Below are 22,562 nucleotides of genomic sequence, written 5' to 3' on the forward strand. Positions count from 1 at the left end.
GGCTGGGAGGGCATCGGTGCGGTCGCTCTCGGGGTCGTGGTGGAGGTGTGTCGCTCCGGGTCGGTGTCGTTCCCGGGGGCGGCGGTCGCTCCGTCGAGCGGGGTGGTCTCGGCGGTGTCGGGCGAGCCCGTCACGTCGTGCAGCGGAACGGTCTCGGCGTGGTCGGGCGAGGCCACTGCGTCGCCCAGGGGGACGGTGCGTGCCAGGTCGAGCCGGTCGGTGTCGGTCATGCATCGAGCCTCGCGGAGACGAGCGCTCGGTCCCATCCTGCCGTCTCCCGGACCGGGGGTGGGGTTGTCCCCACCCCCACCCCGCGCCCTGGCGCAGGTCGCCGGGTGATGTGTAGAGTTCCGCTACTGCATCGAGGCACGAGGGGGAACCGTGGACCAGACCCAGTACGAACGACTGTCCGCGCTGGCCGCCGTCCTGGCCGCGCTCGTCCCGGCCTTCGCCGTCGTCGTCGGGTGGCTGGACCCGATGGCCGAGTGGCCCGTGTCGTCCGGACTCGGCGTCGTCGGTCTGGTGGCGGGAGCCGTCACGGCGCTCCTCGCCGCCCGACGCGGTGACCGCGCGACGCTCGGCTTCGGGCTCGCAGCCGTCGCCCTCCCGCTCGGTGTCCTGCTGCCCACCGTGCTGCACCCCGTCGGGACGGTGCTGCTGCTCCTCGCGCGCGTCCTGCTCGTGGTGTTCGGCGTCGTGCTCGTGGTGCGGTCGTCCGGGTCGCGCCGCACCGCGGGCTGGTTCGTCACGGTCGGCGCCGGCGTCTGGCTGCTCTCCGAAGCAGCGACGAACGTGCTGTTCCGGGTCTGGATCCCGCCGCAGGAAGCGCTCATGCCCCTCTTCACCGTGCCGCAGGCCGGCGAGTTCGTGGGCTTCGCCGCGGCCGCACTGGTGTTCGTCCCGCCGCTCGTCCGACCGGTCGGCGCGGGCGTGCGCCGGCTCTGGGACACCGCCGACGTGCGGTGACCCCGCCGACGTGCGGTGACCCGCCGCCGTGCGGACCGGTTCGGCCCGACGGGGCGTCACACGAGCGCGGCCGCGACCTCCGGCGTCTCGTCCGGAACCGACCACGGCCGCTGCGTCATGCCGCTGTCACCCCGCACGGACACGATCGCGCCCGATGCGTCGCGCGTGAACACGATGTCCTCGTCGATCGACCCGAACCGGTTGCCGGACGCCATCCGGACCGTGTCGGCGTCGAGGACCTCGAGCCGGACCGGTGACTCGGTCGGCACCGGCTGGGTCGGGTCGATCGCGAGCAGGCGGTCCCCGACGCGGGCGATGTCGGTGATCCCCTCGAACGTGGTGAAGCGGCCGGTGTACCGGTCGGGGTCGACGTCCGCGGGGACCGGCGCACCGGCAGCGTGCTCGTCGGCGGCGGCGTCGAGCAGGTGCACGATCCCGTACGCGAGCATCGTCGCGGGTCCCGTGGCGCTGCTCGTCAGGACGGACACGACCAACGAGGACTCGGGATCGAAGACCGACTGCGTGATCTGCCCGGGGAACCCGCCGGAGTGACCACGGACCTCCCGGCCGTTGATCCGGTCGACGACGAACCCGGCGCCGTACCCGCGGGCCGCCGGGTCGGAGTCGAGCGCACTCCACGCCTTCCGCTGGGCGAGCCGCTTGGCGCGGTCGGACAGCAGCGATCCGCGGCCCGGGACGTGTGCGGAGAAGTACCGGACCAGGTCCGAGGCGGTGCCGTGGAACCCGGTGGCCGCGGCGAGCGCCCCCGTCGTCACGTGCGGGACGCGCTGCCGGGTACGGGCGGTGTGCAGCCCGGTGTAGCCGACGACGAACTCGTCCTCGCGGGCGGGGTCGAACTCGGGGCCGGTGCCGGTCAGCCCGAGCGGCTCGGTGATCGCGGCGCGGACGTGTTCGGCGTACGAGGTGCCGGTGACGGCCTCGATGACGAGACCGAGCAGGCCGTACCCGAGGTTCGAGTAGTTGAACGCCGACCCGACGGGGACCTTCGCGCCGCCCGCCACGACGAGCGCGACGAGTTCGTCGGCGTCCGGGAACGGGTGCGCGAGCGCCCAGTGGTCCCCGTCAGCGCCGTCGCGGACGACCCCGGCGCCCATCTCCATGAGTTCGCGGACGGTGGCGTCTGCGATCGGGGACCCGGCCTCGACGAGGGCGGGGACGAACGAGCCGACGGTGTCGTCGAGGCGCAGCGCACCGGAGTCGGCGAGCTGCAGCAGCGCGGTCGCGGTGAACGTCTTCGAGTGCGAGGCGATCCTGAACAGGTCCGACGTGGTGAGGCGACGTCCGGCCTCGACGTCCGCGTACCCCCACGCCCCGGCGAACAGCTCCTCGCCCTCGAACCCGACGGCGACCTGCACGCCCGGCAGCCGGAGCTGCCACACCTTGTAGGCGATCCACTCGCGGACGTACGGCAGGACGGACTCGTAGGCGGCGCGCTTCTCCATGCCGACCAGCCTGGCATGTGCCACGCTCGTCGCATGCGGCACACACCCTCCTTCCTGATGACCGAGGTCGACGAGGTCCGACGACTCGTCCGCGGGAACCCCTGGGCGACGATCGTGTCCTCCACCGCGGCGGGGCTCGTCGCGTCGCACTACCCGTTCCTGCTCGAGGAGCAGCCCGACGGCAGCGACGACATCGTCCTCGTGTCCCACGTCGGCCGTCCGGACGAGGTCGCCCACGAACTGGGGCAGCACGAGGTCCTGGTCATCGTGCAGGGCCCGCACGGGTACGTCTCCCCCGCCTGGTACCCGCCCGAGCAGTTCGTGCCGACCTGGAACCACACCACCGCGCACCTCTGGGGCACGCCGGAGATCCTGTCCGACGACGACAACTTCCGCGTCCTCGGCGACCTGGTGGACCACTTCGAGCGGGAGATGCCGTCACCGGCGTCCCTCGACGTCGACGAGGACACCGCCCGGCGCATCGCCCGCGGCACCGTGGGCATCCGCCTCCGGGTCAGCCGCTTCGACGCCCGCGCGAAGCTCAGCCAGAACAAGGCACCCGAGGTGGTGGAGCGGATCATCGCCGGCCTGCGCGCCGACGGCCCCTACGCCTCCCCCGCGCTCGCCGACGAGATGGCGCGCGTCCACGACACCACGACCACCGGCCGGGAGGCACGATGAACGCGACCCTGCTCCGCACCGTCCGACGCGTGGGCACCTCGGGCGCCCCCGCCGACGTCCTGGTCATCGACGGTCGGGTCGCCGCGATCGCCCCGGCCGGCACGCTCGACCCGCTCGACCGCGGGACCGACACCGAGGTCGTCGAGGCGGAGGGTGCCTGGCTCGGACCGGGCCTGCGCGACCACCACGTGCACCTCGACCAGTGGGCACTCGTGCGTCGCCGGATCGACGTGACGGACTGCGGCTCCGCCGAGCAGACCGCGGACCGACTCGCTGCCGCAGCCCGGAGCGGCGACCCGGACCGCGTGCTCGTCGGACACGGCTACCGGGACGGGCTCTGGCCGCGTCCCGCCCGACGCGAGTTGCTCGACCAGGCCGCGCCGGGCCTCCCGGTCGTCGTCGTGAGCGCGGACCTGCACGCGGTCTGGTGCAACGAGCTCGCCCTGGCGCACTTCGGTGCCGTGCTCGGCCGGGCGCTCCCCGCCGGTGCCGACGGCGTGCTCCGCGAGCAGGACGCCTTCGACGTGACCGGCGCGCTGTCCCGCGCGCCGGACGACCAGCTCGACGCCTCCGTCGCGGACGCGGTCGAGGCGGCCGCGGCACGGGGCGTCACCGGGGTCGTCGACCTCGAGATGGACGCCGACATCGACCGGTGGGTGCGGCGGATCCACGCCGGGACGGACGGGCTGCGCATCGCCTCCGGGGTGTACCCGGCGCGGCTCGACGAGGCGGTCCGGCGGGGGTTGCGGACGGGCGACGTCGTCGACGGGACCCGCGGCCTGCTCACCGTCGGGCCGTTCAAGGTGATCACCGACGGGTCGCTCGGCACCCGGACCGCCGCGACCGCCGACGGCGAGGGCGTCCTCACCTGGACGCCGGAGGACCTCGTCCCCCTGCTCCGTCGGGCGGTGGACGCCGGGCTCGTCCCCGCCGTGCACGCCATCGGCGACCGGGCCGTCACGCTCGCCCTCGACGCCCTCGAGACCGTCGGCAGCCGTGGCTCGATCGAGCACGCGCAGCTGCTCTCCGCTCTCGACGTCGAGCGCTTCGCCCGGCTCGGAGTCGTCGCGTCCGTGCAGCCCGAACACGCCATGGACGACCGGGACATCGCCGACCACTACTGGGCGGGCCGCACCGACCGGGCCTTCCCCTTCGCCGCGCTCGAACGTGCGGGCGCCGCGATGGTGCTCGGCTCGGACGCTCCGGTCGCGCCGCTCGACCCGTGGGTGTCGATGGCCGCCGCCGTCGGGCGCGACCGCGACGGCCGCGACCCGTGGCACCCCGAGCAGCGGATGTCGGCGCTCGCCGCGTGGCGTGGCTCGACGGACGGGCGGGTGTCGGTCACGGTCGGCGACGTCGCGGACCTCGTCCTCGTACCGACCGACCCGCTCGCGGCGTCGTCGTCCGCGCTCCGGGACATGCCGGTCCTCGGTACGGCGCTCGCCGGCCGCTGGACGCACCGCGACCTGTGACGCCAGGGGCTACTTCTGGTCCTTCGGGCACCAGTAGAGCTTGCGGCCGGCCATGTCGGCGACGCGGATCTCGGTGCCGCACACCCGACACGGCTCCCCCGCGCGGTGGTAGACCCAGTGGCGGTCGGCCCGGGAGCGCATCGCCTTGCGGTACTCGGCGTCGGTCAGGCCGTCCATCGTCATCATCTGACCGATGCGGACCCCGTCGTGCAGGAGCGTCGACCAGTCCTGCCACAGCGCCTTCGCCTGCTTGACGGTGATCTTCTTCCCGGGCTTGTACGGGTCGATGCGCTGCCGGAACAACAGCTCCGCACGGTAGACGTTCCCGATGCCGCTCACCACGGACTGGTCCATGAGCAGCTGGCCGATCGCGACGTTGCGCTTCCGGACGTTGTCCACGAAGACCTTCTCGGCCTCGGGTCCGTCGTCGTTCATCGGGTCCGGGCCGAGCTTGTCGAGCGCCCGCTGCACCCCGGCCGGGTCCTCGACCACGCAGGCGGTCGGCCCGCGGAGGTCGGCCACGGCGGTCTCGGTGAGGATCCGCACGCGGACCTGGCCGACCGGGTCCGGTGGGAACGCCTCGATCGGGTCCTCGACCTTCTCCTGCTCGGCCATCCGGTAGCGGGAGCGCCGCGGGGCGCCGATGGAGCGGAGGGAGTCCTCGCCGGCGTCGTCGGGGACGTGCTCGGCGCCGTCGCCCGCATCGCTGTCCTCCGTGACCGTGCCGCGCTGGTTGGTCTGCCCGATCCGCCCCTTCGCGCTGCGCATCGTCGCGTCGGTCGAGATGTCACCCGCGAAGTCCCACGCCCCGTACAGGCCGAGGTGCACGCGGAGGAACAGGTCGCCCTCGAACTCCAGGAACATCTGCTTCGCCACGGCTCGTGCCGCGACCATCTTCCGGCCGTCGAGCTGCGCGGCCCCGGCGGCGAAGCGGCCCTGCGGGCTCGAGACCTCGCAGACCTGGCCGACGAAGTGCAGCTCGAACTGACGGGCGATGCGGTGGACGGAGTGACCCTCGGGCATTGCTCTTGTCTACTCGGCCCTACTGGTCGATCTGCTTGCCGGCGATGAGCCCGGTGGTCTCGTACTCCGCGAGCTGCGCGATCCGGCGGGCGTGACGCTCCTCGCCCGAGAACGGCTCGGCGATGAACAGGTCGACGAAGCGGATCGCCTCGTCCTCAGTGTGCTGGCGGGCGCCGATCGAGATGACGTTCGCGTCGTTGTGCTGACGGGCGAGCAGCGCGGTGGACTCGTTCCACACCAGGGCCGCGCGGATGCCCTCGACCTTGTTCGCGGCGATCTGCTCGCCGTTGCCCGACCCGCCGAAGACGACACCGAGCGACTGGACGCCGGCGCGCTGGTCCTGCACCACCGCATGGGCCGCGTTGATGCAGAACGAGGGGTAGTCGTCGAGCGGCTCGTACTCGGTCGGTCCGTGGTCCACGACCTCGTGACCGGCTTCGGTGAGGTGCGTCGCGAGGGTCTTGTTGAACTCGAGGCCAGCGTGGTCCGTTCCGAGGTGGATGCGCATGGGACCGATCCTATTCCTGTGTGCGGGCCGGACGGGCCCTGTCCGGCGGACGCGGGACGGGCCTCCCGTCAGCGGTGTCGAACCACGACCACGACGTACCGGCACGGCTCGTCGCCAGGGTTCCGGTAGACGACGTCGGCGGGCTCACCGAGCTCGATGCGGTCGCCGGCGCCGAGACGGGTCGTCGTGTCGCCGACCTGGAGTTCGAGGGTGCCGTCGACGACCCAGATGCAGTGCCGGAGGAAGGCGTAGGCGCTGGCGGGGTACGCGACCTCGCGGCCGGACGGCAGCCGGACCTCGGTCACGTCGGCGGGGAAGTCGGCGCTCGACAGCGGGCGGCGACGGTACCCGGTCTCGGGGTCGGTCCACGAGTCGGCCGAGGCCGCACGCTGCACACCCCTGGCCTCGTCCGGGTCGCTCGTGCGCGGGACCTCGTGCTCGAGGGCTTCGTCGAGCAGCTGCGAGACGGTCAGTCCGAAGGCGCCGGACAGTCGGCCGAGGATCGTGGCGGTCGGACTCGAGACGCCCCGCTCGACGCGGTTGATCATCGCGCGGGAGACGCCGGACTCCTCAGCGAGCTCGGTGAGGCTCCAGCGACGTTCGGTGCGGAGGCGCTGCAGGCGTTCGCCGAGGCGGCGCTGGTCAGCGTCGTCCGGGTCCTCGAGGGCGTCCCGGGTTGCAGCCGGAGCCTCCTGCTCGTCTACGATGTGAGACATGGCGACAGCATATGCGACGAACGCGGTGACGGTCCGCGACTGCACCCCCGCCGACCTCGACGTCGTGCACGCCCTCCACGTCGACGCCGTCCTGCACTCCACCGCGATCTGGCAGGAGGAACCGCACCCCCGGGCGTGGTTCGACACGTGGTTGGCGGAGCGCCAGTCCGACGGGTGGCCGGTCGTCGTCGCCGAGGTCGACGGTGTCGTCGCCGGGTACGCCTCGTACTCGCAGTGGCGGCCACACCAGGGCTACCGGCACACCGTCGAACACAGCGTCTACGTCGTCCCGGGCTTCCGCGGACGAGGTGTCGCCTCGACGCTCATGGGCGCACTCGTGACCCGTGCGACGGCGGAGGGCCGACACGTCATGATCGCCGGGATCTGCAGCACGAACACGGGGTCGATCGCGCTGCACGAGCGGCTCGGGTTCGAGACGGTCGCCGTCGTCCCGGAGGTCGGGCGCAAGTTCGACCGGTGGCTCGACCTGACGCTGATGCGGTTGCCGCTCACCTGAGCGGCGCGGGGGCCGCGCCCCGGTCCGCCCGTTCGCCCCGGTCGCACGTCGCGCCCCGTCGGAACGGGGCGCGATGCGCGTGCGGGCGCGAACGGGCGGTCAGCCCTCGACGGTGTCGAAGACCGGGCCGGTGGTGCGGGAGCGCTTGAGCTCGAAGAAGCCCGGGTAGCGGGCCGCGGCGACGACGCCGTCCCAGAGGTCGAGCGCCTCCTGCCCCTTCGGCGCCGGCGAGATGACCGGCCCGAAGAACGCGACGCCGTCGACGGCGATGACGGGCGTGCCGACGTCCTGGCCGACGCGCTCGATCCCGTCCCGGTGACTCTCCCGCATCGCGGCGTCGGTCTCGTCCGTCCAGGCGGCATCGGCGAGGTCGGCGTCGAGGCCGAGCTGTTCGAGCACGGCCGGCACGACCTGCTGCGGGTCCTTCTGCTGGCGGTGGTGGACCTGCTCGCCGAGCGCGTCGTAGAGCGGCTTCACGACCGCCTGGCCGTGGCGGGTCTTCGCGGCGGTCACCAGGCGCGCGTACACCTGGTTCCGTTCCAGGGCGTCGCGGTACTCGGCGGGCATGTCCTCGTTGTGCTCGTTGAGGACGAACAGGCTCATCACGTTCCAGGTGACGTCGAGGTCGCGGTGCCGCTCGACCTCCCCCACCCAGCGGCTCGTCATCCAGGCCCAGGGGCAGGTCGGGTCGAACCAGAACTCCACAGCAGTCCGGGTCCCAGGGGTCTTCTCCACAGTCGTGTCGGTCACGGATCGCAGCGTACGCCCGCTCGCTAGGCTGGTCGCCGAGCCGTCCCACCGGTGCACGACGCCGGCCGGGACACCCGACACGCGGACATCGATCGTCCGCGTCCGCAGCGAAGATGGAGCGTCCGTGCCCGGAGAGAACCTCACCCGAATCGAAGCCCAGGAACGCGCCGGCATCGTCAGCGTGCAGACGTACGACGTCGAGCTCGACCTGACGCGCGGAGCCGAGACCTTCGGCAGCACGACCCGCGTGCGCTTCACCGCCACCGCCGGCGCATCGACCTTCATCGACGCCATCACAAAGACCGTGCACTCGGTCACCCTGAACGGCACGGCGCTCGACGTCGACGCGGTGAACGACGGCGTCCGCATCCAGCTCGCCGACCTGCAGGAGCAGAACGAGCTCGTCGTCGTCGCCGACGCGCTGTACACGAACACCGGTGAAGGGCTGCACCGCTTCGTCGACCCCGTCGACGACGAGGTCTACCTGTACTCGCAGTTCGAGGTGCCGGACAGCCGCCGGATGTTCGCCGTGTTCGAGCAGCCCGACCTCAAGGCCGAGTTCTCCTTCACCGTCACCGCACCGGCCCGCTGGCAGGTCGTCTCGAACGCCCCGACGCCGGAGCCGCACGTCGACGGCGACCACGCCACATGGACCTTCCCGCCGACCGCGCGCATCTCGAGCTACATCACCGCGCTCATCGCGGGCCCGTACGAGGTCGTCCGCAGCGAGCTGACCAGCCGCGACGGTCGGACCATCCCGCTCGGCGTCTTCGCGCGCAAGTCGCTCGCCGAGTACCTCGACCCGGACTACGTCTTCGACACGACGCGGAAGGGCTTCGCGTACTTCGAGGAGAAGTTCGACGTCGCCTACCCCTTCGAGAAGTACGACCAGCTCTTCGTGCCGGAGTTCAACGCCGGCGCGATGGAGAACGCGGGCGCGGTCACCTTCACCGAGACCTACGTCTTCCGCTCGAAGGTCACCGACGCCATCAAGGAGCGCCGGGTCGTCACGATCCTGCACGAGCTCGCGCACATGTGGTTCGGCGACCTCGTCACCATGAAGTGGTGGAACGACCTCTGGCTGAACGAGTCGTTCGCCGAGTGGGCCTCGACCATCGCGACCGCCGAGGCCACCGAGTGGACCGGCGCGTGGACGACGTTCCAGGCGATGGAGAAGTCCTGGGCCTACCGCCAGGACCAGCTCCCCTCGACGCACCCGATCGTCGCGACGATCAACGACCTCGAGGACGTCCAGGTCAACTTCGACGGCATCACCTACGCCAAGGGTGGCTCGGTCCTCAAGCAGCTCGTCGCGTGGGTCGGCATCGACGCGTTCTTCGCGGGTGTCTCGGCGTACTTCAAGAAGCACCACCACTCCAACACCGAGCTGAAGGACCTGCTCGTCGAGCTCGAGGCCACCAGCGGTCGCGACCTGTCCGAGTGGTCGAAGCTCTGGCTCGAGACCGCCGGCGTGAACACCCTGCGCCCCGAGATCGAGACCGACGACGACGGTGTCATCACCTCGTTCGCCGTCCTGCAGGAAGCTCCGTCGGACTACCCGACGCTGCGCCCGCACCGTCTGGCCATCGGCGTGTACGCCTTCACGAACGACCCGTCGGCACCCTTCGGTGCGGACACGGCTTCGTCCGGCGGCAAGCTCGACCGCGTCCACCGCGTCGAGATCGACGTCGACGGTGCCCGCACCGAGGTCCCCGAGCTGGTCGGCGTGCACCGCGGCGACCTCGTGCTGCTCAACGACGACGACCTGGCGTACGCCAAGATCCGTCTCGACGAGCAGTCGCGTCGCACCGCGATCGAGCACCTCGCGGCGATCGCGAACCCGCTCGCCCGGTCGATCGTCTGGGGTGCCGTCTGGGACGCCACGCGTGACGCCGAGTCCCCCGCCAGCGACTACGTCACCCTGGTGCTCGGCAACATCGCCACCGAGACCGAGTCCACCACGATCCGCACCACGTTGTCACAGCTGCTCCTGGCGGCACGCAACTACGTCGCCCCGTCGAAGTCGGACGCCACGGTGCGCACCGTCGGTGACACGCTGTGGCAGCTGGCCTCGTCGGCCGAGTCCGGTTCGGATGCGCAGTTCCAGTTCGTGAAGTTCTTCGCGCAGATCCCGTCGACGCCCGAGCACGTGGCGACGCTGCAGGGCCTGCGTGACGGCTCGGTGACCCTGCAGGGGCTCGAGGTCGACACCGACCTCCGCTGGGAGCTGCTCGAGGGCCTCGTGCTCGCGGGCGCTGCGGGCAACGACGAGATCGACACCGAGCTCGCCGCCGACCGCACGGCCTCCGGTGAGCAGGCAGCCGCTCGTGCCCGGGCGACGATCCCGACCGCCGAGGGCAAGCTCGCAGCGTTCTCGTCGCTCGTCGACAGTGACGACGCGCCGAACGCGATCGTCCGGCAGACCACGATCGGCTTCCAGCACGTGAACGCCCCGGTCGTGCTCGAGGGCCTCGTGCAGCGGTACTTCGACGTGATCACGCGGATCTGGGACGAGCGCAGCTACCACATCGCCGACACCGTCGTCACGGGCCTGTACCCGGCACCGCTGGCGTCGACGGAGCTGCGCGACGCCGCCCGGGCCTGGCTCGACGCGCACCCGGAGACGCCGGCGCTGCGCCGGATCGTCAGCGAGAACCTCGCCGGCACCGAGCGCGCGCTCCGCGTCCAGGCAGCGGACGCCTGATCCCGATGTGAGCAGCGGCGAGGCTCCGGCGTTCCTCCAGGGGCGTCGGAGCCTCGCCGTTTAGCATCGTCCGGACATGATCTCGGCAGCAGACACCACCGACGACGTCTCGAAGTGGGCGTCGAACACGTTCACCCAGTTCGTCGACACCTGGCACGTCCCGATCACGATCCTCATCGTCCTGCTCGCGGCGGTCATCATCCGCCTCGTCCTCCGCCGGACGATCAAGCAGGTCGTCGACCGCATCGTCAACGGCGTGAAGAAGCGGCAGGGCGCCGCGGACACCCAGGCCCTGGTGGCCTCCCCACTGCAGACCGCCCGCGTCGTCCAACGCACCCGGACGCTCGGCAGCGTGCTCGAGAACCTCGCGACCGTCGTGGTCGCGGTGATCGCGTTCGCGATCATCATCTCGACGGTGTTCCCGACCGCAGCGGTCGGGATCGTCGGTGGCGCCTCCGTGGTCGCCGCCGGCCTCGCCGTGGGCGCGCAGAGCATCGTCCGCGACATCCTGTCCGGCATCTTCATGATCCTCGAGGACCAGGCCGGCGTCGGGGACGTCGTCGACACCGGACAGGCGACCGGGGTCGTCGAGTCCGTCGGCCTCCGGGTCATGCAGATCCGCGACGTGAACGGCATCCTCTGGTTCGTGCCGAACGGTCAGATCCTCCGCGTCGGCAACCTGTCGCAGGGGTGGTCGCGCGTCCTCGTCGACATCACCGTGCCGTACGACACCGACATCGACGCCGTGCAGGACGCCCTCCTGCACGCCGCGGTCACGATGTCCCAGGAGTCCCGCTGGCGGCAGCGCATCGTGGAGAAGCCGGAGATCTGGGGTCTGCAGTCCGTCACCGACTCGGGCATGGTGTTCCGCCTGGTCGTGAAGACCCGCGCTTCGGAACTCGACGTCGTCGGTCGGGAACTCCGCGTCCGCCTGAAGCGCAGCGTCGACGAACTCGGCGTCACCCTGCCGGCGATGGCGATGATCATGCCCGAGGGATGGGAGAACGCCACGTCGGTGAACGGCCTCCGTCCCGTCCGCACCGCGCCGGTGCCCACCCCCGCGCCGCGGGCCCGCCGCGGCCGGATGAACATCCTGGGCCGGGCGATCCGGACCGGGGACGACAGCAAGGACCCTGAGGACACGCCATGACCGGACCGTCCATCCCCCTCGGCCCGCCTGCGGGCGAGCGGACAGGCGGCGTCCCCGCGCAGCCCGTCACCCTCCGTGTGGGACCGGGCGGGGCTGCGGCGAGCGGTTCCCTGTTCGACCGGATCGGTGGCGCCCCGACCTTCGACCGCCTGGTCCGCCGCTTCTACGAGGGTGTGCAGCAGGACGAGGTCATCTGGCCGATGTACCCGGCCGACGACCTCGAGGGCGCGGTCTGGCGGCTCTCGCAGTTCCTCCAGCAGTACTGGGGCGGCCCGTCGACCTACAGCGAGCAGCGCGGCCACCCCCGACTCCGGATGCGACACCACCCGTTCCGCATCACGCCCGAGGCGCGCGAGCACTGGCTCCAGCACATGCACGACGCCGTCGAGTCACTCGACCTCGCTCCGCTCGACGAGGCCGAGCTGTGGGCCTACCTCGACCGTGCGGCGCACGCGATGACGAACTCCTTCGACTGACGGGAGCGCCGGGTGCCGCCGCAGCGGCGTGCCGACGAACCGACGGGAGGCCCCTGGCGAGCACGCCACGGGCCTTGCGTCCCTCGGTCAGGAACTGAGCGTCCAGGCTCGGCGCTTCACGAGCACGTGCCCCCTGGAGGTCGTCAACCGGCTCCACGGGCCCGTCTCGAACAGCCGGACCGGCTCGGTCCCGAGGAAGCCGAGGCTCTCGGCGGCGAAGCCCGCGCCGGCCGGCAGGTGCTCGACGCCCGCGATCGGTCGACCCCACACCTCGGAGCGGACGCGGCGGACGATGGACTCCCCCGAGCTCGTCGGCACGGAGGCGGCGACCTCGTCGATCCCCTGGCGCGCGGCACGGTGCAGCAGTTCCGCCGAGACGTCGGGGAGCGGCACCCAACCGCCCCGGGGCGGGGAGATCGCAGCCCAGGTCACGGTGTGCACCTCGAGCGGGAGTTCGACCTCGATCGGGGTCGCCCGCGTGGGGTCCGCTGCATCGGCGTGCTCGACGTCGTTCGCCTCGGCGAGCAGGCGCAGGCGCTCCTGGAACGAGCGGAGCGGCACCACGACGTCGATGTGCTCCGGCTGAGTGAGGGCGAACGTGCGCAATCCGAGCACGGTGGGCAGTTCGTCGAGCAGCCCGAGCGGGTAGAGGATCGCCGTGTACACGGCGAGGACACCGGAGTCGGCGATGAGGCGGACCGACCCGTCCTCGATCCGAGCGGCTCGCCCGAGGTAGGTGCGGAGGTCACCGAGCGAGGCGGCGTCGGGAAGGGTGAACGAGCTGCTCATGTCACGTTCGATCCTAGCCGCGCACGACCTTCCGCTCCCTGGTCCCCGGGGCTCAGCGAGCTCTGAGCCCGTTTTTGGCACTCTCCGGGTTCGAGTGCTAGAACGGGAGGCAGTTGAGTCAGGGCGACTCAACCGCGAAGCACTCAGTGAAGGAGTTGATGCAGATGGCCATGACCTTCGATCCGTTCCGCGAGCTCGACCGCCTCGCCGGATCCCTCCTCAGCGGCGCAGCAGCCGGGCCGCGCTCGATGCCGATGGACCTCTACCGTGCCGGTGACCACTACGTGATGGACGTCGACCTGCCTGGAGTCGATCCAGGCTCGGTCGACATCGACGTCGACGGGTCGGTCCTCACCATCCGGGCCGAGCGCACCCTCGGCGCTCCCGACGGAGCGCAGTGGCTCACGCGGGAACGCCAGCCCGGCTCGTTCGTCCGCCAGCTCACCCTCGGCGACGGCCTGGACGTCGAGCGGATCGCCGCGCACTACGACAACGGTGTGCTGAGCGTCACGATCCCCGTCCAGGAGTCGTCGAAGCCCCGGAAGATCGCCGTCAGCACGAGCGGTGCGGACGCCGGTTCCGCCGCCGGAGCGCAGCCGCTCGCGGTCGGGCAGGGTGGCTCCGGCAGCTGAGCCGGCATCTCCCGGAGCCGACAGGCCGACCCGGAGCGGGTCGGCCCGTCGGCTCCGCCTCCCACTGTCACAGCCGACGTCCTCGCCGACTCGTCTCGTCTCGTCTCGTCTCGTCACCACGGTCCCGCCCATGCCGCACCTCGTCAACGCACTGCTCTCCGTCCTCGTCGTCACCGGTCTGCTGGCCGGCCCGAGCCTCCGTCCCCGTCTCGCCCTGTTCCTCGGCGTGACGGGCTCGGTCATCGCCAACCACCTCGTCTGGCTGACCGCACCCGTTCTCTGGTCCCATGTGCTCACACCATGGGCGGCCAGCGTCAGCGGAGCACTCGTCGCGGTCGCGATCTGGAGCCTGCTCCGGACCTCCCCGACGGCGGCGAGCCTCGTCGATCCGGATGCAGCGGCCCTCCAGGACGTGGCGGGCGACCCAGCCGACCAGGAGGAGCCGGTCCCGTCGGACGTCATCGACCTCGGTACGGCGGGCAGGCCCCCCCGCGCCCTCCTCGGCCACACCGGGACCCGTTCGTAGACTGGCGGCGTGATCCGCGAACCCGACTTCCTCACGATCCTGCGACTCGAGGACACCGGGGCGAGCACCAGGGAGACGATCCTGACCGGTGCCAGCCACTGGTCCCCCGGAGGACGGGTGTTCGGCGGCCAGGTGCTCGCGCAGTGCATCGTCGCAGCGCAGACCACCATCGAGGGCCGGGACATCCACTCCGTGCACGGCTACTTCCTGCGCCCCGGTGCGATCGACGTCCCGATCACGTTCGGCGTCGAGCGCATCCACGACGGACGCTCGTTCGCGACCCGACGAGCCCAGGCGTACCAGAACGGTCTCCCGATCTTCTCGATGATCGCGTCGTTCCAGGTCCCGGACACCGGCGCGGAGCACCAGGATCCGTTCCCCGTGGACGTCCCCGACCCGGAGTCGCTCCCGTCGGCGGCGTCGGTGCTGGGCGCGGTCGACCACCCCACGGCCCAGGCCTGGGCGGAGCGCTCGATCGACCTGCGGCACGTCGACGGCCCGGTCTACTTCGACGTGCAGGGCGCCCGCGTCGCCCACCAGGCGGTGTGGTTCCGGGTCGAAGGGGACCTGCCGGACGACCCCGCGTTGCACCGCGCGGTCCTGGCCTACGCGAGCGACCTGTCCCTCCTCGAACCGATCATGCGTCGGCACGGGGTCGCGTGGGGCACCCCGGGCGTGAAACTCGCGAGCCTCGACCACGCGATGTGGTGGCACCGCGACGGGCGCGCCGACGACTGGGTGCTCTACGCCCAGGAATCGCCGAGCGCCCAGGGCGGTCGGGGCCTCGCGCTCGGTCGCATGTTCTCCCGCGACGGACGGCTGCTGGCGACCGTCGCACAAGAGGGCATGATGCGCCTGCCCACCGAGTGAGACAGGCCCCGCTCGACGAGCGGGGCCTGTCTCAGCGACGTCGGTCAGCGGCGGACCGAGGTCACGGCCGAGGTCGCTGCGGGAGTCTCACGGCCGGGAGAACCGCACGGGTGGCTCGATGTACGGCTGGCACGCCGCTCGCTCGGCTTCGGTGAGCCGTCGCGGTCGGTTGGTCGTCGCGTCCACGAGGACGAGCGCCGTGGTGGCGCGCGTGTACAGCTCCGCCGGCTCGTGTCCGGCGGGCGACCAGACCTCGTACGAGATGTCCAGGCTGGCCCCACCGATCCGCCCGATCCACAACTGGATGTCGAGCGGCCGACGGAAGTACGGCGTGGATGCCAGGTACTCGAGCCGCTGCGCCGCGATGACCGTCATCGTCCCGGAACCCGGGCGCCCGTCGATCACGGGTTCCGGCGCGGACCCCGACTCGTCGACCTCGTCGGGGTCCGGCGCCCAGAACGCCAGCACGCGTGCTTCTTCGAGCAGCCGGAGCATCGCCGAGTTGTTGACGTGCCCGTAGGCGTCGATGTCACTCCAGCGGATGCGGACCGGCGCGTGCAGTCTCGCCACGGGGGCTAGTCCCGCGTGAGCTTGCGGTACGTCGCGCGTCCGGGCTTCGCGGCGTCGGCGCCGAGGCGCTCGACCTTGTTCTCTTCGTACGCCTCGAAGTTGCCCTCGAACCAGTACCAGATCGGCGTGCCGTCCTCGTTGAGGCCTTCCCACGCGAGGATGTGCGTCGCGATGCGGTCGAGGAACCACCGGTCGTGCGTGATGACCACGGCGCAACCGGGGTACTCGAGCAGGGCGTTCTCGAGGCTACCGAGGGTCTCGACGTCCAGGTCGTTCGTGGGCTCGTCGAGGAGCAGCAGGTTGCCGCCCTGCTTGAGCGTCAGCGCGAGGTTCAGACGGTTGCGCTCACCACCCGACAGGATGCCCGCACGCTTCTGCTGGTCCGGGCCCTTGAACCCGAACTGCGACACGTAGGCACGCGACGGGATCTCGGTCTTGCCGACCTGGATGTAGTCGAGACCGTCCGACACGACCTCCCACAGGTTCTTGTTCGGGTCGATGCCGCCGCGGCTCTGGTCGACGTAGGAGATGTCGACCGTGTCACCGATCTTCAGCTGGCCGCCGTCGAGGGGCTCGAGCCCGACGATCGTCTTGAACAGCGTCGTCTTGCCGACGCCGTTCGGGCCGATGACCCCGACGATGCCGTTCCGCGGCAGCGTGAACGACAGGTCGCCGATGATGACGCGCTCACCGAACTGCTTGTGCAGGTGCTCGGCGTCGATGACCTGGGACCCGAGACGCGGACCGACGGGGATCACGATCTCCTCGAAGTCGAGCTTGCGCGTGCGCTCGGCCTCGTTGACCATCTCCTCGTAGCGGGCCAGGCGCGCCTTGGACTTCGCCTGGCGGCCCTTCGCGTTGCTGCGGACCCAGTCGAGCTCGGACGACAGGCGCTTGGCGAGCTTGGCGTCCTTCTTGCCCTGGACCTCGAGACGAGCGCGCTTCTTCTCGAGGTATGTCGAGTAGTTGCCCTCGTACGGGTAGAGACGGCCGCGGTCGACCTCGGCGATCCACTGTGCGACGTGGTCGAGGAAGTACCGGTCGTGGGTCACAGCGAGGACCGCACCGTGGTACTGCTGCAGGTGCTGCTCGAGCCACTGCACGCTCTCGGCGTCGAGGTGGTTGGTGGGCTCGTCGAGCAGGAGCAGGTCGGGCTTCTGGAGCAGGAGCTTGCAGAGCGCGACGCGGCGCTTCTCACCACCGGACAGGTGCGTGACGAGCTCGTCCCCCGGGGGGCACTGGAGCGCGGCCATCGCCTGCTCGAGCTGCGAGTCGAGGTCCCACGCGTCGGCGGCGTCGATCTCCTCCTGCAGGGTCCCCATCTCGGCGAGGAGCGCGTCGAAGTCCGCGTCGGGCTCGGCCATCGCGGCCGAGATCTCGTTGAAGCGCGTGAGCTTGCCGTGGATCTCGCCGACGCCCTCCTGCACGTTCTCGAGCACCGTCTTGGTCTCGTCGAGCTCGGGCTCCTGCATGAGGATGCCGACGGTGAAGCCCGGGGTCAGCTTCGCCTCGCCGTTGGACGGCTGGTCGAGCCCCGCCATGATCTTCAGGATCGTCGACTTGCCCGCACCGTTCGGCCCGACGACGCCGATCTTGGCGCCGGGGAGGAACGACATCGTGACGTCGTCGAGGATCAGCTTGTCGCCGACCGCCTTGCGGGCGCGGACCATCTGGTAGATGTACTCAGCCATATCGGACCGAGTCTACCGATCCGAGGCCCTCAGCGCTGCCCCGCTCCCGGTGTCGGCGCGGTCGGCGCTGCCCCGGACGCCGCGGCGACGGTCGCGGCGTCACCCCGGCTCCTGCCCGGGGAACAGATCGACGGGTGACACGGAGCCGTCGGTGTGCAACGCGGTGTCGTGCGCTCCGACGCCTCCGGCGTCGTACGACGCGTCGACGAGCACGTCGTCACCGTGCTCGTCGCGCCCCCGGACGGGGTCGACGGACCCGGTCGTGTCCGCGGCCGGGCCGCGATCGTGGAGGTCCCCGTCGACCGGGTCGTCGTCGCCGACCTCGCCGGTCCGGGGGTCCACGTCCGGGCCCGCCCCGTACGCGGAGGGCGCGTCGCCGACGTGCCGCGGGACGCGGATCCAGTTGCTGATGCCCCAGGCGAGGTCGTGGCCGAGCGCATCGGCGTCGACCTCGACGGAGGTGCCGCCCCGCCCGTCGCGCTCCCAGTTCCGGATCCGGACGCGCCCGGTGACGACGATGCGGTCGCCCTTCTTCACGGACTTGTGCACGTTGGCCGCGAGCGACCGGAACGCCGTGACGGTGTACCAGTTCGTGGGGCCGTTGGCCCAGCTGGACGTGCTGCGGTCCCAGCGGCGCGAGGGCGAGGCGAGACGCATGCTCGTGATTGCGACGCCAGTCTCAGTGACGAGGTGGCGGGGTTCGGTGGCGATGATGCCGCAGACCGTGATCGTGTCGTTCATGCACCGATCGTCGGTCGGCGCTCCGCCTCGACGGCCGCGCAGAGTCGACCTGTGGACAGGAGGCCCGGACCACGGTCCCTGTGGAGGGAAGGTGATCCGGGCCTCCCGGTCGGGGGCCGCGTCCGCGGACTCCTCGGTCAGTGCGCGTGGAACTCCGGCCGGTCCGCGAGCGGACCCATCGCCTTGTGCACCGCGCCCTTGGCCGACTGCAGCGACGGGTACGTCCCGCCCGGACCCCGTCGTCCGTAGAGCTCGACCCGGAACCCGTCAGCCGCCCGGTGGATCGTGCCCACCGCACCGGCCGGACCGACGGCGACCCAGGTCTCCGTCGTCGCTGTCGCCGTCGTCGTGTCGTTCGTCATCGTCCGACCACCTCCTCGTGGCCCTGACGTCCCTCCGTCAGGACGCCAGGATGTACTGACCGTACGCCTTCCGGACCTTGTTCACCTTGGGCAGTGCGACGGCGAGGCAGTACCCCTGGCCCGGGTTCTTCGCGAAGAAGTCCTGGTGGTACTCCTCGGCCCGGTGGAACTCGCCGAGCGGCTCGAGGGTCGTCACGATCCCGCCGTCCCACATCTCCGACGCCCGCTCGAGCGCCTCCTCGAAGAGGGCTCGCTGCTCGTCGTCGGCCGGGAACATCGCCGAGCGGTACTGCGTACCGACGTCGGCGCCCTGGCGGTTGAGCTGCCGCGGGTCGTGCAGGGTGAAGAAGACGTCGAGGACGACGTCGGCGGGGATCACGGCCTCGTCGAAGGTCACGGCGACCGCCTCGGCGTGGCCGGTCGTGCCCGTGCACACCTGCTCGTAGGTCGGGTGCGGGTCACTGCCGCCGATGTACCCGGACACCACGTCCTGCACGCCCTGGAGCGTGCGGTAGACGGCGTCGAGACACCAGAAACAGCCACCGGCGAGGACGAACGTGGTCATGGGGACCTACCTTCCTGGCTCCGGAGAGCGCGGTACTTGACTCCCCACCACAACACGGCGACGCTCGTGCGTGTTCCCCAGCACGGGCTCGTCGCCTCCGACGTGTCGGTGGTCGGTCGTACGGTCGTCCCAGATCACACGACCAGGAGGCCCACATGCAGCCCACGACGGACGCCCGGCTCAGCATCCACTCGCCCCGCCCGACGGCGCGGTCGCGGGGCGACCTCCGCATCCTCGACGTCCGCGACGACCTGAGCCGGGTCACCCGGGCGAACGGGGAGATCGTCGGGTACGTCGACCGCGTGGACGTGGCCGGGGGCACCGCCTACCGGGCACGTCGCTACGTGGCCGCCGAGCGACGGTTCGTCGAGCTCCCGAACGTCTGGAACGCCGAGGACGCGGTGGACACCCTCCGCTGGTGATCGTGGCGCGCGACGGGATCGGATGCGGCGGATGTCCGTCCCGTCCGCCTGTCGTCCCCGGCACCTGACCGATCCACAAGTACGGTACGCGCATGCAGTGGTGGAACGACCTGATCGACTGGACCTCGTCCGAAACGGGCTGGCGCGTGCTGTCGGGGGCGGTCATCCCCTTCGTCGCGATCCTCGTGGCGGGCATCATCGCCGCCTTGATCGGGCGTGGTGCTGTCAAGCGCATCGTCGCCCACCAGGAGCGCGAGGCCAGGAACGCTGCCGTCGCCGGCCTCGTCTCGGCCGCGCGGAAGGCCGCCAGCTGGGGCTCGCTCGGACACGACGAACGCGCCTACGCGGACCACCTGGCCGAGGACGCCGACATCCGGCTGCGTCTGCTCCCGATCGCCGGCGCACCGGTCGCCGCGGACTGGGCGAAGCACGAGATCGCAGACATCAAGAAGAACTCCTCGACCTTCACCTCCCACGCGGACAACTCCCTCGCCGAGTTCCGCGACCGGATGCTCGAGTGGCAGGCGCGGCCCAACCGGGCTCGCAAGCTCTTCAAGAGCGACCTCGAGCGGTGGAAGTTCGACTCCCCCGATCCGGACGCCGACCTCATCACGCGTCAGCAGGAGTGGAACGCGGACAGGGTCGACTCCTCCCGGGCCCCCGAGCCGGCCCCGACGCCGACGACCACCTCCCTCCGCCCGGCGCAGCCGAGCGTGACCCCGGCGCAGCCGAGCGTGACCCCGGCGCAGCCGAGCGCGAGCCCGGCGCAGCGGAGCACGATCCCGCAGCAGCCGAGCGCGGACCCGGCCCGTTCGAGCGTGCACCCGGGCCAGGCCGACGGCACGGCGATGGCCCCCACGAGCGGGCACGACGCGACCGTGCCGATCGGCGACGACGCCACCCGGCCGTACTCCGACGGTGAGACGACGCCGATCCGCCCGACGCTCGGCTCGCCCGCGTTCCGTGCCCCCGCCGTCTCTCCGGGGTCGAACGGCGGCGGTTGGTCGGCGTCGCGCGACGCCGACAACGACGACGTGGTCGACGACGTCCGGATCGGCGGTGCAGACCGTCCCGGTCCCGACGACCGTGCTGCCTCCGGCGACCGCTCCCCGGTCCGCGACGAGCAGGACCGCCGCGATGCCTCCCCCCGGGCGCACGGCTTCGGATCGACGACCACGACCACGGACCCGAGGGGCGCGGCCGACGGCACTGCCGTGCCCGCCGACGCCGACGAGACGTCCGGCACGCCGTACGCCAACCCGGTCAGCGCCAGCGAACTCCGGCGACGCGCTGACTCCGACGACGAGTGACCCGACGACACTCCTGACGAGACCGTCACGACGAAGGCCGCCACCCGGGCAGGGTGGCGGCCTTCGTCGTCGGTGCCCCCGGCAGGAATCGAACCCGCGGCACGGTGGGTAGAAACCACCTGCTCTATCCACTGAGCTACGGAGGCGGACGCCGACGATCTTATTCGGTACCGACCAGCAGGCGGTCGACGAACCGCTCGACCTCCCGCTGCGAGCGCAGGTGCACGATGCGCAGGTGCGGAGCCGAGTCGGCGAGCGCCGGGACCTGCCTCCGCATCTCGTTCCGCTTCGCGATCCCCCACCGGAGGATGTGCTCCCTGCGGGTGACGAACGTCCACAGCGGTGGTTCGACGTTGCCGTTCCACAGGACGGTGCGCCGCAGACGTCGTCGAACGGTCCGCCGGAGCAGGCGCCAGAACGCGACCCGTCTCGGGAGGTCCAGCCACACCATGGTGTCCGCTCGCTCGACGAGGAGCGCGCGGACCTGCCGGTACTGCCACTCGGAGACCCACGTCCCCCGGGCGGTGAAGTCCTCGACCTCCTGCTCGAACGTCGGCAGGACCGCCCAGCCGGGCCCGTGGTACAACGCGTCGAGCTCCGTGTGCGGCACTCCGACGGCCTGCGCGATGCGCCGTGCGGTGGTGGTCTTGCCGACGCCGGCGGTCCCGGCGACGAGGACCCGTCGGGGCGGTGGATCGAGGACGTCTCCGGCTCCGAGCACCCCTCGACACTAGGCCGCGGTCGGCTCCCCCACCAGGTGGTCGAGGACGTGCCGGCGCCGACCACCTTCCGGAACGGTTCGTCGCCCGTCCCCCTGTCGTTCCCCTCGGCGTCACCACCGCTCCCTACGTTTCCCCCATGAGCTCCTTCCCCCGCGTGATCGCGGTGATCCCGGCGCGGGCGGGCTCGAAGGGCATCCCCGGCAAGAACCTCCGCGAGGTCGCCGGCCGCTCGCTCGTCGCGCGGTCGATCGAGGTCGCGCTGGCGACCCGGACGGTCGACGAGGTCGTCGTCAGCACGGACGGCGACGCCATCGCGGCCGAGGCCGTCGCAGCCGGTGCGCGCGTGGTCCGTCGTCCCGTGGAACTCGCCGGGGACGAGGCGTCGTCCGAGTCCGCGCTGCTGCACACCCTCGACGTGGTCAGCCAGGACGCCGCGGATCCCGAGGTCCTCGTCTTCCTGCAGGCCACCTCGCCCTTCACCGACCCGGCGGACGTCGACGCCGCGGTCGACCGCGTGCTCGCCGGTCGAGCCGACGCGGTCCTCGCCGCCGCGCCCTCGCACGCGTTCCTCTGGCGCGTGGCCGAGGACGGCTCGGCGATCGCCGTCAACCACGACGCCGCCACCCGACCGCGACGACAGGACCGGGAGCCCGAGTACCGCGAGACCGGCGCGTTCTACGTGGTCCGCGTGGCGGGCTTCCGACAGGCGCGACACCGCTTCTTCGGCCGGGTCGGACTCGCGATCGTCCCGGCGCGCACCGCTGTCGACATCGACGACGCCCACGACCTCGACCTCGCGTCGGCGCTGGCACCGCTGGTGGAACCGGAGGGCCGTGCGCCCTCGACCGGTGCGTCGCGGTCGGCGGCACCGGCGTCGCCCTCCGGCCCCACCGAACCCGACCCCACCGACCCCCACCTGTCTCTTATACACATCTC

General features: G+C 71.5%; 25 protein-coding genes, 1 tRNA gene and 1 pseudogene. 13 read left to right on the plus strand and 14 right to left on the minus strand.

Translation table 11 applies throughout. From position 1 onward, the window contains the following. Positions 1 to 230: pseudogene (locus DEI83_RS15235) on the minus strand (sensor histidine kinase); the annotation flags it as partial. 151 nt (positions 231 to 381) lie between these two features. Here DEI83_RS15235 and DEI83_RS15240 point away from each other — a divergent pair. Further along, positions 382 to 966 carry a hypothetical protein gene (locus DEI83_RS15240; protein ID WP_111082788.1) on the plus strand — a complete coding sequence of 195 codons (585 nt, stop codon included), beginning with the start codon at positions 382 to 384 and terminating at the stop codon, positions 964 to 966. A 56-nt stretch (positions 967 to 1,022) separates the two neighbouring features. On the opposite strand, the gene DEI83_RS15245 is transcribed toward DEI83_RS15240, so the two are convergent. Then, on the minus strand, positions 1,023 to 2,429 hold the full coding sequence (locus DEI83_RS15245) for a serine hydrolase (RefSeq protein WP_111082789.1): 1,407 nt from the start codon (positions 2,427 to 2,429) through the stop codon (positions 1,023 to 1,025). A gap of 33 nt (positions 2,430 to 2,462) precedes the next feature. Here DEI83_RS15245 and DEI83_RS15250 point away from each other — a divergent pair, with 33 nt between their 5' ends. Continuing rightward, positions 2,463 to 3,110, plus strand: a complete 648-nt coding sequence (locus DEI83_RS15250; RefSeq protein WP_111082790.1) for an FMN-binding negative transcriptional regulator — start codon at positions 2,463 to 2,465, stop codon at positions 3,108 to 3,110. Next, positions 3,107 to 4,582: an amidohydrolase gene (locus DEI83_RS15255; RefSeq protein ID WP_111082791.1), complete on the plus strand. Its 1,476-nt coding sequence runs from the start codon at positions 3,107 to 3,109 to the stop codon at positions 4,580 to 4,582. The genes DEI83_RS15250 and DEI83_RS15255 overlap by 4 nt, the downstream gene beginning before the upstream one ends. 9 nt (positions 4,583 to 4,591) lie before the next feature. On the opposite strand, the gene DEI83_RS15260 is transcribed toward DEI83_RS15255, so the two are convergent. The 3 genes from DEI83_RS15260 to DEI83_RS15270 form a co-directional block, all read right to left on the minus strand. After that, the gene (locus DEI83_RS15260; protein ID WP_111082792.1) at positions 4,592 to 5,605 is read right to left on the minus strand and encodes an Fpg/Nei family DNA glycosylase; all 1,014 of its coding nucleotides are present in this window, start codon (positions 5,603 to 5,605) and stop codon (positions 4,592 to 4,594) included. A 19-nt stretch (positions 5,606 to 5,624) separates the two neighbouring features. Further along, a complete protein-coding gene (locus DEI83_RS15265) occupies positions 5,625 to 6,113 on the minus strand; it encodes a ribose-5-phosphate isomerase (protein WP_111082793.1) in 489 nt (162 codons plus the stop codon). Between the two features lie 68 nt (positions 6,114 to 6,181). Beyond that, on the minus strand, positions 6,182 to 6,829 hold the full coding sequence (locus DEI83_RS15270) for an XRE family transcriptional regulator (RefSeq protein ID WP_111082794.1): 648 nt from the start codon (positions 6,827 to 6,829) through the stop codon (positions 6,182 to 6,184). Between DEI83_RS15270 and DEI83_RS15275 the strand changes: the two genes are divergently transcribed. After that, positions 6,828 to 7,346, plus strand: coding sequence for a GNAT family N-acetyltransferase (locus DEI83_RS15275; RefSeq protein ID WP_111082795.1), 519 nt, complete (start codon positions 6,828 to 6,830; stop codon positions 7,344 to 7,346). The genes DEI83_RS15270 and DEI83_RS15275 overlap by 2 nt on opposite strands. A 99-nt stretch (positions 7,347 to 7,445) precedes the next feature. Here the strand turns inward: DEI83_RS15275 and DEI83_RS15280 are convergent, their stop codons facing one another. After that, positions 7,446 to 8,096, minus strand: a complete 651-nt coding sequence (locus DEI83_RS15280) for a DsbA family protein (RefSeq protein ID WP_309146601.1) — start codon at positions 8,094 to 8,096, stop codon at positions 7,446 to 7,448. A 124-nt stretch (positions 8,097 to 8,220) separates the two neighbouring features. On the opposite strand from DEI83_RS15280, the gene pepN reads away from it, so the two are divergent. From pepN to DEI83_RS15295, 3 genes are all read left to right on the plus strand, one after another. Continuing rightward, positions 8,221 to 10,800 carry an aminopeptidase N gene (gene pepN / locus DEI83_RS15285; RefSeq protein WP_111082797.1) on the plus strand — a complete coding sequence of 860 codons (2,580 nt, stop codon included), beginning with the start codon at positions 8,221 to 8,223 and terminating at the stop codon, positions 10,798 to 10,800. A gap of 76 nt (positions 10,801 to 10,876) precedes the next feature. Continuing rightward, positions 10,877 to 11,950: a mechanosensitive ion channel family protein gene (locus tag DEI83_RS15290; RefSeq protein ID WP_111082798.1), complete on the plus strand. Its 1,074-nt coding sequence runs from the start codon at positions 10,877 to 10,879 to the stop codon at positions 11,948 to 11,950. After that, on the plus strand, positions 11,947 to 12,426 hold the full coding sequence (locus DEI83_RS15295; RefSeq protein ID WP_111082799.1) for a globin: 480 nt from the start codon (positions 11,947 to 11,949) through the stop codon (positions 12,424 to 12,426). The genes DEI83_RS15290 and DEI83_RS15295 overlap by 4 nt, the downstream gene beginning before the upstream one ends. Before the next feature lie 87 nt (positions 12,427 to 12,513). Here the strand turns inward: DEI83_RS15295 and DEI83_RS15300 are convergent, their stop codons facing one another. Further along, a complete protein-coding gene (locus DEI83_RS15300) occupies positions 12,514 to 13,215 on the minus strand; it encodes a hypothetical protein (RefSeq protein WP_111082800.1) in 702 nt (233 codons plus the stop codon). Positions 13,216 to 13,379: 164 nt separating this feature from the next. Between DEI83_RS15300 and DEI83_RS15305 the strand changes: the two genes are divergently transcribed. The 3 genes from DEI83_RS15305 (at position 13,380) to DEI83_RS15315 (ending at position 15,243) form a co-directional block, all read left to right on the plus strand. Then, on the plus strand, positions 13,380 to 13,847 hold the full coding sequence (locus DEI83_RS15305; protein ID WP_111082801.1) for an Hsp20/alpha crystallin family protein: 468 nt from the start codon (positions 13,380 to 13,382) through the stop codon (positions 13,845 to 13,847). A 130-nt stretch (positions 13,848 to 13,977) separates the two neighbouring features. Then, positions 13,978 to 14,373, plus strand: a complete 396-nt coding sequence (locus DEI83_RS15310) for a hypothetical protein (RefSeq protein WP_111082802.1) — start codon at positions 13,978 to 13,980, stop codon at positions 14,371 to 14,373. Between the two features lie 9 nt (positions 14,374 to 14,382). Further along, a complete protein-coding gene (locus tag DEI83_RS15315) occupies positions 14,383 to 15,243 on the plus strand; it encodes an acyl-CoA thioesterase II (RefSeq protein WP_111082803.1) in 861 nt (286 codons plus the stop codon). Between the two features lie 87 nt (positions 15,244 to 15,330). On the opposite strand, the gene DEI83_RS15320 is transcribed toward DEI83_RS15315, so the two are convergent. The 5 genes from DEI83_RS15320 to msrA form a co-directional block, all read right to left on the minus strand. Further along, positions 15,331 to 15,813: a thioesterase family protein gene (locus DEI83_RS15320; protein ID WP_111082804.1), complete on the minus strand. Its 483-nt coding sequence runs from the start codon at positions 15,811 to 15,813 to the stop codon at positions 15,331 to 15,333. 5 nt (positions 15,814 to 15,818) lie between these two features. After that, the gene (gene ettA, locus DEI83_RS15325) at positions 15,819 to 17,504 is read right to left on the minus strand and encodes an energy-dependent translational throttle protein EttA (protein ID WP_111082805.1); all 1,686 of its coding nucleotides are present in this window, start codon (positions 17,502 to 17,504) and stop codon (positions 15,819 to 15,821) included. 99 nt (positions 17,505 to 17,603) lie between these two features. Then, on the minus strand, positions 17,604 to 18,245 hold the full coding sequence (locus DEI83_RS15330; protein ID WP_111082806.1) for a single-stranded DNA-binding protein: 642 nt from the start codon (positions 18,243 to 18,245) through the stop codon (positions 17,604 to 17,606). Positions 18,246 to 18,382: 137 nt separating this feature from the next. Continuing rightward, the gene (locus DEI83_RS15335) at positions 18,383 to 18,607 is read right to left on the minus strand and encodes a methyltransferase (protein ID WP_111082807.1); all 225 of its coding nucleotides are present in this window, start codon (positions 18,605 to 18,607) and stop codon (positions 18,383 to 18,385) included. Positions 18,608 to 18,644: 37 nt separating this feature from the next. After that, positions 18,645 to 19,172, minus strand: coding sequence for a peptide-methionine (S)-S-oxide reductase MsrA (gene msrA, locus DEI83_RS15340; protein WP_111082808.1), 528 nt, complete (start codon positions 19,170 to 19,172; stop codon positions 18,645 to 18,647). A 155-nt stretch (positions 19,173 to 19,327) separates the two neighbouring features. Here msrA and DEI83_RS15345 point away from each other — a divergent pair, with 155 nt between their 5' ends. Then, positions 19,328 to 19,594 (plus strand): hypothetical protein, encoded by a 267-nt coding sequence (locus DEI83_RS15345; RefSeq protein ID WP_111082809.1) that lies wholly within the window; start codon positions 19,328 to 19,330, stop codon positions 19,592 to 19,594. A 92-nt stretch (positions 19,595 to 19,686) separates the two neighbouring features. Then, positions 19,687 to 20,904 carry a hypothetical protein gene (locus DEI83_RS15350; protein ID WP_111082810.1) on the plus strand — a complete coding sequence of 406 codons (1,218 nt, stop codon included), beginning with the start codon at positions 19,687 to 19,689 and terminating at the stop codon, positions 20,902 to 20,904. Positions 20,905 to 20,977: 73 nt separating this feature from the next. On the opposite strand, the gene DEI83_RS15355 is transcribed toward DEI83_RS15350, so the two are convergent. Both DEI83_RS15355 and DEI83_RS15360 read right to left on the minus strand, forming a co-directional pair. After that, a tRNA-Arg gene (locus DEI83_RS15355) sits at positions 20,978 to 21,050 on the minus strand. Between the two features lie 14 nt (positions 21,051 to 21,064). Continuing rightward, positions 21,065 to 21,625: an AAA family ATPase gene (locus DEI83_RS15360; protein ID WP_111082811.1), complete on the minus strand. Its 561-nt coding sequence runs from the start codon at positions 21,623 to 21,625 to the stop codon at positions 21,065 to 21,067. A gap of 137 nt (positions 21,626 to 21,762) precedes the next feature. On the opposite strand from DEI83_RS15360, the gene DEI83_RS15365 reads away from it, so the two are divergent. Further along, positions 21,763 to 22,562 (plus strand): cytidylyltransferase domain-containing protein (locus DEI83_RS15365; protein WP_258371250.1); only part of this gene is annotated, 800 nt, incomplete at its 3' end.

This window comes from Curtobacterium sp. MCBD17_021, assembly GCF_003234525.1.
Taxonomy (GTDB): domain Bacteria; phylum Actinomycetota; class Actinomycetes; order Actinomycetales; family Microbacteriaceae; genus Curtobacterium.